The organism is Microbacterium invictum, from assembly GCF_014197265.1.
Taxonomy (GTDB): Bacteria; Actinomycetota; Actinomycetes; order Actinomycetales; family Microbacteriaceae; genus Microbacterium; species Microbacterium invictum.
In genome coordinates, this window is record NZ_JACIFH010000001.1 from 2,810,084 (window position 1) to 2,823,533 (window position 13,450).

General features: G+C 64.4%; 10 protein-coding genes. 8 read left to right on the forward strand and 2 right to left on the reverse strand.

Annotated features, from left to right (window positions below):
* Positions 1-19: 19 nt before the first annotated feature.
* The gene (locus BKA10_RS13095) at positions 20-1,426 is read left to right on the forward strand and encodes a glycoside hydrolase family 28 protein (protein ID WP_183500285.1); all 1,407 of its coding nucleotides are present in this window, start codon (positions 20-22) and stop codon (positions 1,424-1,426) included.
* On the opposite strand, the gene BKA10_RS13100 is transcribed toward BKA10_RS13095, so the two are convergent.
* Positions 1,357-2,511: an AraC family transcriptional regulator gene (locus tag BKA10_RS13100; protein WP_206686880.1), complete on the reverse strand. Its 1,155-nt coding sequence runs from the start codon at positions 2,509-2,511 to the stop codon at positions 1,357-1,359. The two genes, BKA10_RS13095 and BKA10_RS13100, sit on opposite strands and share 70 nt — an antisense overlap.
* A gap of 88 nt (positions 2,512-2,599) precedes the next feature.
* On the opposite strand from BKA10_RS13100, the gene BKA10_RS13105 reads away from it, so the two are divergent.
* From BKA10_RS13105 to BKA10_RS13125, 5 genes are all read left to right on the forward strand, one after another.
* A complete protein-coding gene (locus BKA10_RS13105; protein WP_183500287.1) occupies positions 2,600-3,538 on the forward strand; it encodes an ABC transporter permease subunit in 939 nt (312 codons plus the stop codon).
* Entirely contained in the window at positions 3,531-4,445 is a 915-nt protein-coding gene (locus tag BKA10_RS13110; protein WP_183500288.1) for a carbohydrate ABC transporter permease, read from the forward strand. Before BKA10_RS13105 ends, BKA10_RS13110 begins: the two co-directional genes overlap by 8 nt.
* Before the next feature lie 49 nt (positions 4,446-4,494).
* Positions 4,495-5,814, forward strand: coding sequence for an ABC transporter substrate-binding protein (locus BKA10_RS13115; RefSeq protein ID WP_183500290.1), 1,320 nt, complete (start codon positions 4,495-4,497; stop codon positions 5,812-5,814).
* Positions 5,815-6,003: 189 nt separating this feature from the next.
* Positions 6,004-7,620 carry an aldehyde dehydrogenase (NADP(+)) gene (locus BKA10_RS13120; protein ID WP_183500292.1) on the forward strand — a complete coding sequence of 539 codons (1,617 nt, stop codon included), beginning with the start codon at positions 6,004-6,006 and terminating at the stop codon, positions 7,618-7,620.
* A gap of 134 nt (positions 7,621-7,754) precedes the next feature.
* Positions 7,755-8,876 carry an IS110 family RNA-guided transposase gene (locus BKA10_RS13125; protein WP_206686879.1) on the forward strand — a complete coding sequence of 374 codons (1,122 nt, stop codon included), beginning with the start codon at positions 7,755-7,757 and terminating at the stop codon, positions 8,874-8,876.
* 282 nt (positions 8,877-9,158) lie between these two features.
* Here the strand turns inward: BKA10_RS13125 and BKA10_RS13130 are convergent, their stop codons facing one another.
* Positions 9,159-10,499, reverse strand: a complete 1,341-nt coding sequence (locus tag BKA10_RS13130) for an alpha/beta hydrolase (protein ID WP_183500296.1) — start codon at positions 10,497-10,499, stop codon at positions 9,159-9,161.
* 271 nt (positions 10,500-10,770) lie between these two features.
* Between BKA10_RS13130 and BKA10_RS13135 the strand changes: the two genes are divergently transcribed.
* On the forward strand, positions 10,771-11,907 hold the full coding sequence (locus BKA10_RS13135) for a COG1470 family protein (protein WP_183500298.1): 1,137 nt from the start codon (positions 10,771-10,773) through the stop codon (positions 11,905-11,907).
* 138 nt (positions 11,908-12,045) lie between these two features.
* A complete protein-coding gene (locus BKA10_RS13140) occupies positions 12,046-13,263 on the forward strand; it encodes a family 1 glycosylhydrolase (RefSeq protein WP_241740152.1) in 1,218 nt (405 codons plus the stop codon).
* Positions 13,264-13,450 lie beyond the last annotated feature (187 nt).

A 13,450-nucleotide genomic window follows, 5' to 3' on the forward strand; every position in this document is an offset into this window, starting at 1 on the left:
CCGTACGAGAGGACCTCACATGACAGATCGAAAAGACTTCGACCCACGAACCTTCGGCGCGGTGGCCGATGGCTCATCCGACGACACCCGCGCTATCCAGAGCGCGATCGATGCTGCCGCCGTCCACAGCGGTCGTGTGATCCTTCGCGGAGGGACCTTCCTCACGGGATCGCTGTTCCTGGCGAGCGGCGTGGACTTCCATCTCGACGAGAGCGCCGTTCTGGCGGCGACCTTCGACCAAGACGCCTACCCGAACACCCCGTCTCGGATCGCGGGTGTGGAGATGAGCTGGCCTGCTGCCATCTTGAACGTGATCGGCGCCGAGAACGTGACCGTGACGGGCGGAGGGCTCATCGACGGTCGCGGGTCGCACTGGTGGGATCAGTTCTGGGGGCCTGACGGCAAGAGCGGCCTCCTGAACGAGTACGAGGAGCGCGGACTCCGTTGGGCCACGGACTACGACTGCCGCCGGCCTCGAGTGATCCTCGTTCAGGGTTCGAGCCGGGTGACGATCCAGGGGATATCCATAAAGCGGTCGCCGTTCTGGACGGTGCACCTGCTCTACTCGAACGATCTCACGGTCGCGGACGTCCGCATCGATGAGAACCTCGGTCCGTCCACGGACGGTATCGACATCGACTCCTGCGCGCGCGTGGTCATCGAGCGGTGCGAGATATCCTGCGCGGACGACAACATCTCGATAAAGTCCGGGCGCGACGCCAACGGGCTGCGCGTCGATCGCGTGTGCGAAGACATCGACATCAGGCACTGTGTCTTCGGTGAAGGCGTCGGACTGGCGCTCGGAAGTGAAGTGTCCGGGGGAGTACGCAACGTCCGCATCCACGATGTCGAATTCGATGGCACCGACTACGGGATCCGATTCAAGTCCTCGCGCGCGCGGGGCGGATTCATCACGGATGTGAGTGTGGAGAGGGTCACGTTGCGTGACGTGGCGTATCCCATCAGCCTCCAGCTCAACTGGTACCCCCTCTACAACACGATCACCGTGCCCGAAGATCATTCGGGCGAGATCCCGGAGTCGTGGCGCGTGCTGTCCGAGCCGCTCCCCGAAGGCGTGCGACCAACTGTGGTGAGGGATATCGCCATCGTGGACGTGACGAGCGACCTAGACGAGTCGTACGACGGTCCGTCGTGGGCGTTCGACATCGACGGGCTTCCGGATGCCCCGATCCACCGGCTCCGGCTCGAGAACGTTTCACTCCGCGCGAGGGAGCTGGGGCGGATCATCGGGGTGCGCGACCTCGATCTGAGTGGCGTCCGGCTCGAGATCGAGCACGCCAACACGGTGGATCCCAATCCGAACGACCACTCCCTGCACCATCAATGGCGTGCTCGTCACCGCACCTTGCCTCGCACGGTGCGTCGCACGTCGGCGTCGGCTCGCGCAGGGGAAGTCTCTTTCTGAGCGGTGCCGCCTTGTCGCGGGCTCTCGCGGACCCGACGCCGGTACTGCAGAGGGGTGCAGCCCAGTTCGGCCAGGAATTGACGATTGAAGTTGGAAAGGTTCCGGTAGCCCACCGTCTGCGCGATGCTCGCGATCGCATCCGTCGTGCCGTCCAGCAGTTTGCACGCGTGCGCGAGGCGCAGTCTGCGGACCATGTCGCTGAAAGTGTGGCCGCTCGCGCGGTGGAAGTACCTCGAGAACGCGGATTCGGACATGCCGATCATGCGCGCAGCCGTAGAGAGGCGCACGTCGCCGGCGAGATTGCTGAACACGTACTCCAGTGTTTGGCTCACCACGTCGGCGGACGCGGGATCGTGCAGAGTCGGGATCCACTCATTGGCCAGATGGCGCCGCTCGTGCTCGGGGGCACCGGCAAGGGTCGCGAACAGCGCGAAGATCAGGCTCAGACGCTCGGAGCCGGACGAAGAGCCGATGGCGATCAGCTGTTCTGCTCCCACGGCGGCCGTCTCTCCGAGGAACTGGATGCCGCGTGTCGAATTGGCCAGAGTGGTCGACAGATCAGTGATCTCCGGCAGCAGTTGCGCGCATGCGCTGATCCAGTCGTCGTGGAATTGCATGACGATGTCGCGACCGACGACGATCTCGCCCGGCTCCAGGTCGCTGATCCAGTCGTGCGGGAGTTCCGGGCCGATGAGGAACAGTTCGCCAGCGGTGAAGGAGTCGATGTGGTCGCCGACGATGTAGCGACCGGTCCCCTGAGTGATGAGGTGGACCTCGTACTCAGGATGGAAGTTCCATCGTGCGATAGGGCTCGGATAATCGTGCTGATGCCAGCGCACGGAGGAACGCGGATCGCGCGGCACGACCTCGCGCACGGCCGGCCGGCCAAGAAAGTACTCCGCGTTCGTCAGCATCCTCGACCTCCAGGTAAGCAGGCGCGTTCGTTCGCTCCACGTGTGCACGTCGGCGCCGCTGCGCAAGATAGTATCGAAAGTAGCCCTCAGGCGCGCTAGTTCGCGCTGGCTTCGCCACATAGTTTCGTAGGAGTTGCCAGTGCTCCCGCCACTGGCATGGATGCCACGCAAAGGAGCCTGACCAGATGAGCGCCGCCCGCACCCCTGTCGGAGACGGAGCGCCGAGCACTCGGCACCGTCGAGTCGGCGGTGGGGATTCGTGAGCGCGCTCGGCGAGATCCGCTCGCTCAGTCGCAAGAAGGGTTCGACGGCGAACGACACCGAGAGCCGCAAGGACAACAAGGCCGCCGCGATCTTCCTCGCGCCGTGGATCGTCGGCCTCCTGGCCATCACGCTCGGACCCATGCTGGCTTCGTTGTACCTCGCGTTCACCGACTACAACCTGCTCCAAACCCCCGAATTCACGGGACTGGAGAACATCCAGCGCATGCTGGGCGACGAGCGCCTGGCGAAGTCTCTGAGCGTGACCTTCACGTACGTGCTCGTCTCCGTACCGCTTCAGCTCATCGCCGCACTGCTCCTGGCGATGCTTCTGGACCGAGGGCTCCGTGGCCTGGCGTTCTATCGATCGATCCTCTACCTCCCCTCGCTTCTCGGCGCGAGCGTCGCCATTGCCGTGCTGTGGCGACTCGTCTTCGGCGCCGACGGACTGTTCAACGCCTTCCTCGAGGTGTTCGGGATTCGCGGTCAGAGTTGGATCGCCTCTCCGGACACGGCATTGGGCACGATCATCCTGCTTCATGTGTGGACCTTCGGTGCGCCGATGGTGATCTTCCTCGCCGGGCTCCGTCAAATCCCGCGGGAACTCTACGAAGCGGCCTCGACGGACGGAGCCGGGCCGTGGCGGAAGTTCTGGAACATCACCGTTCCCATGCTGAGCCCGATCATCTTCTTCAATCTCGTCCTAGCGCTGATCGGCGGATTCCAGTCCTTCACCCAGGCGTTCATCGTCTCGGGTGGCTCGGGTGGACCCGCGGATTCCACTCTGTTCTTCTCCCTCTACCTGTACCAGGAGGGTTTCCAGAGCTTCCGGATGGGCTATGCCTCCGCGCTGGCGTGGCTGCTACTCATCATCATCGGCGCATTCACCGCCCTGAACTTCTGGGCCTCCAAGTATTGGGTTTTCTACGATGACTGACACGATCGCGCCTGCCACCGTGACCGCCGTCCTCCCCCCAGGCGCCCCCATCCCGCGGCCCACTCGCGCGGGACTCGGAGGACGTCGGGTCGCTTCCGTCGTGAAGCACCTCTGCCTCGTCCTGATCTGCCTGGTGATGCTCTATCCGTTGCTGTGGATGGTCGCCAGCTCCGTCCGACCGAACGATCAGATCTTCGGGAATGCCGGCCTGTTCGTCGACGTGTTCGACTTCAGCCACTACCCGGATGGGTGGAATGCGCTCAGCCATCCCTTCAGCACGTATCTGCTGAACTCCGCGCTCATCGTGCTCGGCTGCGTGATTGGGAACCTCATCTCGTGCTCGATGGCCGCCTACGCCTTCGCGCGGCTCAGGTTCCGATTCAAGACGCTGGCGTTCGTGATCATGCTCGTCACGATCATGCTGCCGATCCACGTCCTGATCATTCCTCAGTACGTGCTCTATTCGCAGATCGGGTGGCTGAACACGTTCCTGCCCCTCATCGTGCCGAAATTCTTGGCGACGGACGCGTTCTTCATCTTCCTGATGGTCCAATTCATCCGTGGCATCCCGAGAGAACTGGACGAAGCAGCTCGCATCGACGGCGCCGGTCATGCGCGGATCTATTTCCAGCTCATGCTCCCCCTCATGGTCCCCGCTCTGGCTACGACGGCGATCTTCACGTTCATCTGGACGTGGAACGACTTCTTCAGCCAGTTGATCTTCGTGACGAAACCCGATCTCTACACCGTTCCGGTGGCGCTCCGATCGTTCATCGACGCGCAGACGCAGTCCGACTACGGTGCGCTCTTCGCGATGAGCATCGTCTCGCTGGTCCCGATCTTCCTTGTATTCCTGTTCGGTCAGCGGTTCCTTCTCCAGGGAATCGCGACGACCGGCGGCAAATAGCTTCACTGCCCGCACCTTGTACACCCGAAAGAGAGAAGCAATGAACAGCATGCAACGACGCAGAATCCTGCTCGCCGGAATCGCGATGATGACCGCCGTCGGCCTCGCCGGCTGCGCCACCGGTGGCGCGGGAGGAGAATCTGCCGAGCTCAGTGACGAGCCGGTGACGATCTCCTTGAACTGGTGGGGAGGCGACGCCCGCACGCAGGCGACGAAGGAAGCCGTCGCGCTCTTCGAGGCGGCCTATCCGAATGTAACCGTCGAGACATCCTTCTCCGACTGGAACGGATACTGGGACCGTCTTGCGACGAGCACCGCCGCGAACGACATGCCCGATGTAAACCAGTTCGACCAGCTGTACCTCGCGTCGTACGCGGATCGAGGAACGCTGCTCGACCTGAGCGAAGTGGGTGCTCAGCTCGATACCAGCGTCATCGACGAGAGCATCCTACAGTCGGGCGTCGTCGACGACACTCAGTACGCGCTTCCGATCAGCGGCACGCCGAACGGCGTGCTGATCAACAAGACGCTCCTCGAGAAGTACGGGATTCCGATCCCGGACTTCGACATCTGGACGTGGGACGACCTGACCGAGATCGCCCAGACCGTCTCCGATGAGTCCGGCGGAGCGGAGTGGGGCATCAATCCCCTCGCGCTCGGAATCGATTCGTTCGCGGTCAACGTCTGGGCCCGCCAGCACGGCGAGGACTTCTACGACAAGGAGGGCGATCTCGTCGTCTCTCCGGAGACCATCGCCAGCGCCTGGGAGCAGGGACTCAGCTGGATCGATTCAGGCGCCGCGCCCACGGCTGACCACATCGCCGAGAACACGGCGAACACTCTGGACCAGACTGACTTCGCGCTCGGGCGCGTCGCCATGATCTTCGCCGGTGTGAGCCAGCTCGCGTCGTATCAGGCCGCCGCTCCGACCCAGGAGTTGATCGTCGGCAACTGGCCGACCGACTCCGAGACAGTGGAGGGCTTCCAGTACTTCAAGCCCGTCCAGTACTGGACGGTGTCGTCGCGAAGCGAGCACCCGGCCGAGGCGGCCGCGCTGATCAGCTTCCTCACGAGCGATCCCGAGGTGGCGAAGCTGTTCGGGACGGACCGTGGGGTGCCCGCGAACCCGACCGCGCGCGACACCATCGAGTCCAGCCTGGATCCTGCGGGCATGCTCACCCTCGAGTTCACGACCGCGATGGCGGAGCAGGTGAAGAACCCGCCCGCGATCACCCCGAACGGCGCGAGCACGGTAGACGCGACCTTGGCTCGCTACTACCAGCAGGTCCTGTTCGGGCAGGTCGAGCCCGTGGACGCCGCAGAGCAGTTCATCAAGGAGATCCAGGCCTCGATCGACGCCGCGAAGTAGGCGGTCGACCGGACCGATCGGAACCTCCTCGCCGTCCCACAGGCGGGGAGGTTCCGTCGTCCTGGTCGCCGCGCACAGCCCCCCGCATCGGGGCCGGCGTTCCGAAAGGGAGCCGGGCTCGCCGCTACAGGAGAGACCGCTGTCCGTTCACCTGCGCCCCCCGGAAGAAGACAGAGATGGAGATTCACGATGACCGATCCGAGTGATGCACGCACGGCCGCATCCCCGACCGATATCCTCGGCGCCTCCGTGATCGGCGGAAGATCGGTCCGTGGGGGCGACGGGGAGATCGCCGCGATCGATCCCCGAACCGGAGTCGAGCTCGAGCCGAGCGTCGGGTTGATCGGTTCGGAGGAGCTGGATCGCGCGGCGTCGCTGGCGGCGGAGGCCTTTTCGAGGTTCCGTGCGACGACGCCGCTTCAGCGGGCTGCGCTCCTCGAATCGATCGCGAAAAATCTCGAGGCGATCGCGGAGGTCCTTGCGGACCGCGTCGTTCTCGAGACCGGCTTGCCGCGTGTGCGCGCCGTGAGCGAGACGGGCCGCACCACCGGACAGCTGCGTCTTTTCGCAGACGTGCTGCGCGAAGGAGTCTTCCACGATGCGCGTATAGACCGCGCTCAGCCGGACCGCAGCCCTGTGCCCCGTGCTGACATTAGGCTGCGCAAGATCGCGCTCGGGCCGGTCGCGGTGTTCGGCGCATCCAACTTCCCCCTCGCGTTCTCCGTCGCCGGCGGCGACACCGCCTCGGCACTCGCCGCGGGATGCCCGGTCATTGTCAAAGCGCACGGTGCGCATCCCGGTACGTCGGAACTCGTGGGGCGGGCCATCGCCGATGCGGTGGCTGCGAACGGCCTGCACCCCGGGGTGTTCGCCCTGGTCTTCGGACGCGGCGAGCAGATCGGAAAGCGATTGGTGGAGCATCCCGCGATCGCTGCGGTCGGCTTCACCGGCTCTCGCCGCGGCGGATCGGCGCTCGTACAAGCCGCCGCACGTCGCGCCGTCCCGATTCCGGTGTACGCCGAGATGAGCAGCATCAATCCCGTCTTCCTCTTGCCGTCGGTGCTCGCGGATGCGGATGCGCTCGCGGCATCCTGGATCGGATCGCTGACCCTCGGCGCAGGTCAGTTCTGCACGAATCCCGGACTGGTCTTCGTTCCCGCAGGGGATGCCGCGAACACATTCATCGCCTCCGCGGGCCGTCGGGTCAGCGCCGCCCCCGATGCCACGATGTTGACTCCGGGTATCGCAGCGGCCTATGCGGACGCAACCGCAAAACTCTCGCGAACCGACGGTGTGACGACGGTCGCCGAGGGTGAGGCGGACGACGAGATCGCCCACTCGGGCACGCCGCAGATCTTCGCGGTCGATGCGTCCACCTTCCTCTCTGAGACGGCGCTCCAGGAAGAGGTGTTCGGTGCTGCCGGGATCATCGTCACGGTGCGCGACGTCGGCCAGATGATCGAGATCCTGAAGGGTCTCGAGGGCCAGTTGACGGTGACGATCCACGGAGACCAGACCGACGAGGGTGTTAGCCAGCTGATCGCCACCGCAGAGGAGCGGGCGGGTCGCATCCTCTTCAATGGCTGGCCCACCGGCGTCGAAGTCGGTCATGCCATGGTCCACGGAGGCCCGTACCCCGCGACGTCGGATCCTCGGGCGACATCGGTCGGATCGCTCGCCATCGATCGGTTCCTCCGGCCCGTCAGCTACCAGTCGTTCCCCGCCGAGCTGCTTCCCGAACCCGTGCTCGATGCCAATCCGTGGCAGGTGTGGCGTCAGATCGACGGCACGCCAGGGAAGGTCTGATCCGTGGCCGGTTCCGACACGTCCACGAGTGCCCGCGAGCTCTCGCCAGACCTAGACGGTATGTAGTGGCCCCCTTCTGGTGAGGGGGTCGCGGGACGGGGCCTCGCTCACAAAACTCGTGGGTTACCGGGCGAATGGTCCGCCCGGTCTATCCGACAGTTGTGGGAGGCCCCGTGTTTACTGAGCGTACGAGTGTTGGGCTCGATGTGCACGCCCGATCGGTCGCGGCAGCGGCGATCGATGGCGTCACTGGCGAGTTGTTCCAGACGAAGCTGCCGCCGGGGAACGATCGAATCGTGGCGTGGGTTCACGGGCTTCCGGGTCCGGTCGCGGTTGCGTACGAGGCCGGGCCGACGGGGTTCGGGCTGCACCGGTCGCTGACAGCGGCCGGGGTGCGGTGCGTGGTCGCTGCGCCGTCGAAGCTGCAGCGCCCGTCCGGCGATCGGGTGAAGACCGACGCGAAGGATGCCGTTCATCTGGCCCGCCTGCTGCGGTTGGACGAGATCACTGCGGTCTCGGTGCCGTCCGCCGATCAGGAGGCCGCGCGGGATCTGGTGCGGGCCCGTGAGGACTGCCGTGGTGATCTGATGCGGGCCCGTCACCGGTTGAGCAAACTGCTGCTGCGGCACGGGATTGTGCATGACGACGGCGCCGCGTGGACGACCAAGCACGACCGGTGGCTCACGCAGCAGCACCTGGCCGGTGACGCGTCGCGGGCGGCGTTCGATGCGGAGTATGAGACGGTGCTGCAGATCAAGGCGCGACGGGACCGACTCGACAAGGCGATCGGCGACCTCGCGAACGACAACGAGTTCACTCCGATCGTGCGCCGACTGGGGTGTCTGCGCGGAGTGAGCACGCTGACCGGGTTCGCTCTGGCGGTCGAGATCGGCGACTGGGAACGGTTCACCGGGAACAGCATCGGCTCGTTCGTCGGGCTGGTTCCCTCCGAGTTCTCATCCGGGCAGTCCCGCGTGCAGGGGCCGATCACGAAGACCGGCAACGGACACGCCCGCGGGCTGCTTGTCGAAGCCGCTTGGCACCACCAGCCGCAATATCGCGTCGGCGCAGTCATGCGCGCCCGCTGGGAACTCGCGTCCGCGGTCGCGAGAGCTCGCGGCGACCTGGGAAACCGGCGGCTGCACGACCGGTGGGTACGGTTCGGACAGCGCCGCAAACGACACACGATCGCGAACATCGCCGTCGCCCGCGAACTGGCCGGCTGGTGCTGGTCCTTGGCGGTCATGGACGACTGACCAACCGAGCCGCTTCGCGATCCGACCACCCGGTGGCAGCGCGAGGAGCGACCCGCGACTCGACTATGAGCAACCCGATCACCGGGCCACGCTCGTTCCTAGACACGCAGTCCCGCTCCTGCCGAAAGCACCGTCCTGCGGCAACCCACCCGCGAATATCAGACTGACCGCGCGTCGAAGACACGCTCACCGCACCGTTAGATCCGCGAAGCAAGAGGCGCCGCCCGGAACCACTCCCGGGCGGCGCCTCGCCATGCCCTCTTGACAAGCAGGCACTACATATCAGTCGACAGGGAAGAGCGACAGGGTGATCTTCGACGTATACGTGCCGCCCGCGGTGTCGACCGGGGCCTCCAAGAACACGTCCGCGCTAAGCACCGCCGAGCCGGTTCGGCTGGCGTTCCCTGCCTCAGCGAGTCGTGACGACGTCGACAAGCCAGAACCGCCGTCGATTGCAGTCGGAGTGGTTGCGCCGGTTTCGACGCCGGGCTTGGTGTTGAGCGCTCGGGGTGTCCACCCCAGGTGCGCAGCGCTGAGCTGTCCCTCGCTGGACGCGAGATTGGATGCCCTACCAGACACCGCCCAGCCACCGCCCGCCGCCTGGATCGCGTTGCGTGAATCCGAAACGGTGACAGTGGGCAACACACCGTCGAGCCGCAAACGGTCGCCAGCGTTTCCACCGCTCAAGGTGACACCGTCGTTTGCTCCGATTGTGAGGGTGAGTGCACCTGCTTCGCCCTCCGCGATCTCGGCCTTCACGTCGATGCCGGAGCCGGCGCCCTGGAAGAAAGAGCCGAGGCCCTGCAGCAGGGCAAGTCTGCCCGCGACGTCGTCGTGCCCGACGCCCGGAAAGCGCACGTACTTCTGAGTCTCAACGCCATACTTCGCCAAGAGTTCGGCCGTAGCCAGGAGGTTTGGCCCGGCGAGATTGTCATCCGCGCCATCGCGAGCCTCGACGTAGGACACCCGCCCGACAAACTCGGGGGAAGTGATCTTCGCTTGAATCGCCGGGTCGGAATCAATGAGAGCGCGGGTCGCGGGGAACCATCCTGTGCTCCACATACCGAGCTGGGAGAACTCGGTCGGGTAGGTCAGGAACGTGTTCAGCGCCTGGACGCCTCCACACGAGTTGCCGGCAATGGCACGTGATGCTCCGTCGGTCTTGACGTCGAAGTTCGCCTCCATGTACGGAATCAGATCATCGACAACTACGCGCCCGTAGATGTCCTCCAGCGGACTGCCCAGCAAGTTCGACCCGACGGCGCCGTTGACCATGACTAGAACCTGTGGCACGGCCCCGTCGCTGAACACTGCATCGAGGTCTTCCAGGGTGATAGCCGGCCCGGCTGGCTCAAGCCAGTAGCCCTCCCCGCGACAGCCGCCCGGCGACACATAAGTGGTGGGCAAAGCGTGCTCACCGTCGTATTGCGGTGGCACGTAGACCCACGCGCCTTCCTCGCGTTGCAGCGTGTCCGAGAAATAGGTCACGTGGGTAAGCGTCCCGCTGGCTGCATCCTCCTCGGCGTAAGCCGCCGCAGGTGCCACTGCAGCGGCGAGCAGCACGGCGGCGGTGCTGGCAATGGCAACTCGCGCCCGTCGATGGGCGCGTAGGGGTATCGACATCGATGTCTCCTCTTATCGTGGCCGCACGAGACGCGAGGCGTCGCGCACATGTCGCAATGCTAGGGTCGCCGAATATTGATGCGCAAGACTCAATATTGGTGTTTACTCGGATTTCAATACAGTCCTACGCTTCCGTGTAAGCCCGGCATTTTCATAGAAGCGCCCGCGCGCAACATGATGCCTATGAACAAAAACTCGCGTTCGTTCAACTTTCAAAGCGACCGACCGCCCAACGCTAGCGAGGTGGATCATTGTGAGGCGACGCTGGACGATGCTGCTTGACCGTTACGTTCCCAAACACGTCCGGAGACGTCGCGCGCCGGCTCTTTCTGCGTTTGCAGTGGTGGTCGGTGGAGTGTTTATCGTCGTGGCTCCCGGTGCGCCGGCATGGGGGTCGGACACGACCTGGGCAATACAGCCCTCAACTGGCACGGACGGCCAAACCCGAGTTTCGCTTCGGTACGAAATCGACGCCGGATCTGATGTGTCCGACTCGGTGGTAGTCACAAACTTCAGCGACCACACGAGTCGCTTCGCTGTTTACGCCAGCGACGGAACAATAACGGAAGACGGCAGTTTCGATCTGATCAGCGACGAACAGTCCTCCAGAGATGGAGGAGCGTGGATTGAAATCGGCCCGGCGGCGGACTCACAAGTCCGTCCCGAGGGTGGCCTCTTCCTGACCGTGCCAGCTAAGTCCGCTGTCGCCGTACCAGTGCAGATTGACGTCCCGGTCGACGCTACGCCTGGGGACCACCCCGCCGGCATAGTCGCAGAACTCGCCGAGGTTCAGGGCGAGGACGTCGAGTTCGCGACCCGAGTGGGGGTCCGGGTTCACCTGCGTGTCCTCGGCGACATCGTGGCTGAACTAACCCCACAGATCGACGCTGTTTCATGGGCTGCGGGCTTCAATCCGTTCGCGCCCGGGCGGGTGCGCATCGATTACCGCCTACTGAACAACGGCAACGTGCGCCTTGGCGCGACCGGCGAAGTCCAAGTCGCGGGCCCCTTAGGGATCGGCGTCGCAGACGCCGAGATCGCAACGCGTGAGATTCTTCCGGGCGAAACGTACGCCCAGTCGGTTGAGCTGCACATTCTGCCGTTGCTCCTCGGGTTCGGTCTCGTGGAGGTCAACGCGTCCGCCGTCGGCACCGACAGCCTTCCCGGCGATCCATCTCCTGTGTCTGTCGACTTCATCGTCTGGTCGGTGCCCTGGCCCCAGATGGCGCTCGCACTCGTGACCGGAGCAACGGTACTGGGTGCGCTGCGGTTGATTCGGCGTCAGCGTCGCCGATTCGAGCTTCGCGTAGAGGCGGCCGTCGTCGAAGCGCAGCGTCGAACGGCGGAGGAACCTTTAAGAGATGAAGCAACGCCGAGAGTCGCTGTGCCGACGGAGAGCGCTAAGTGAGCTGGGCTGATGCGGCTTCCTGTAGCTGCATTCCGCGCCTACGCACCGAACACTTTGAGGCAGGCGCACTGAGACGGTCTGGACGGTTGTAGAGGCTGTCTACCTGACCAAGCGCCGATGACGAGTAGGAGCTCGATGATGGAAACCCCGACCACGTTCCTTTGGGGTGCGAGCACCGCTCCGCACCAGACCGAGGGCGACAATACCGCGAGCGATTGGTGGTACGTCGAGAATCTCGAGCATTCCCCCATTGCGGAGCCATCTGGGAGCGCCGTCGACAGCTTCCATCGTTATCCGGAAGACATGCAGCTGCTCTCCAACTCGGGCTTGAACGCATATAGGTTCGGGATCGAGTGGGCCCGAATCGAACCCGTTGAGGGCGAGTTCTCTGAGGATGCTCTCCAGCACTACCGACGCGTGATTGAAACGTCACTGTCACTGGGGCTCGAACCCGTCGTAACCCTCCACCACTTCAGCAATCCATACTGGTTCACCGCTGCCGGCGGTTGGGGTAGCGACCAAGCCGCACAGCGTTTTGGTCGCTATATCGAACGGATCGCTCCGATCCTGGAGGGCGTCAAGTGGCTGGTGACAATAAACGAAGGGAACCTCTTGGCGTTTATCAGCCGGATGTTCCAGGCGGTTCTCGATGGCGATGGCGATGACTCCGCGAAGGCTGGACCCACCATCGCCACGGGGATCGCTGCGCCCGAGGAACGCATCGGGCGGACAGTGATCGCAGCGCACCGAGTCGCCGTCTCCGTACTCCGCGAGCGCACCACCGCAAAGATTGGGATGTCGCTGGCGATTCAGAACCTAACTCCCGAGAAGGGCAGCGAGGATGTCTTCCCGGAGATCGAACGACTGTGGGAGAACCTCTACATTGATTCGCTAAGGGGTGACGACTTCATCGGAGTGCAGAGCTATACGACCCAGATCGTCAACGCTGAGGGAATCGTCCCCGCGCCGGAGGACCCCACCAACACGCAGATGGGGTGGCGGTACGAACCGGAGGCGATTGGCATTGCCGTGCGCTCTGTTTGGGAACGAGGCGCTCACACGCCGATCTTGGTGACCGAGAACGGAATCGCTACTTCCGACGACTCCGTCCGGATTAGGTTCACGCGAGATGCGATCCGGTCAGTCGTCGAGGCGGTCGACGACGGCGTCGACGTCCGCGGCTACATGCATTGGTCCGCGGTGGACAACTACGAATGGGGGCACTGGGCTCCCACGTTCGGGCTAATCGCCATCGACCGGGAAACCTTCGCCCGGAGCCCGCGACCGAGCCTCGCGTGGTTCGGGCGTGTCGCGAGATCGTCAGGAAGGATTTCGAAGGGTCTCGACGCGATTTGAGTCGCCACCTTCTCGCGGTAAGCAGTGATAAATCCTGATGGCGGTCCGCGCGCGGCAGGACGATCCGCAGCCTGGTCATGCGGGCGCCACCACCTCTCGCGCTTCTGCATCCGAGCCGGCGGTTCGTCCTTTGCGCGCGCAGCCCCGCATCGGTGAGACAGCGACGTACTGAACCAGGCTACGCGGT

Excerpts from the sequence above, each read along its gene's own strand:
- BKA10_RS13095 (WP_183500285.1), top strand. The coding sequence starts at position 20 with ATGACAGATCGAAAAGACTTCGACCCACGAACCTTCGGCGCGGTGGCC.
- BKA10_RS13110 (WP_183500288.1), top strand. The coding sequence starts at position 3,531 with ATGACTGACACGATCGCGCCTGCCACCGTGACCGCCGTCCTCCCCCCA.
- BKA10_RS13115 (WP_183500290.1), top strand. The coding sequence starts at position 4,495 with ATGCAACGACGCAGAATCCTGCTCGCCGGAATCGCGATGATGACCGCC.
- BKA10_RS13120 (WP_183500292.1), top strand. The coding sequence starts at position 6,004 with ATGACCGATCCGAGTGATGCACGCACGGCCGCATCCCCGACCGATATC.
- BKA10_RS13125 (WP_206686879.1), top strand. The coding sequence starts at position 7,755 with ATGGTCCGCCCGGTCTATCCGACAGTTGTGGGAGGCCCCGTGTTTACT.
- BKA10_RS13130 (WP_183500296.1), bottom strand. The coding sequence starts at position 10,499 with ATGTCGATACCCCTACGCGCCCATCGACGGGCGCGAGTTGCCATTGCC.
- BKA10_RS13135 (WP_183500298.1), top strand. The coding sequence starts at position 10,771 with ATGCTGCTTGACCGTTACGTTCCCAAACACGTCCGGAGACGTCGCGCG.
- BKA10_RS13140 (WP_241740152.1), top strand. The coding sequence starts at position 12,046 with ATGGAAACCCCGACCACGTTCCTTTGGGGTGCGAGCACCGCTCCGCAC.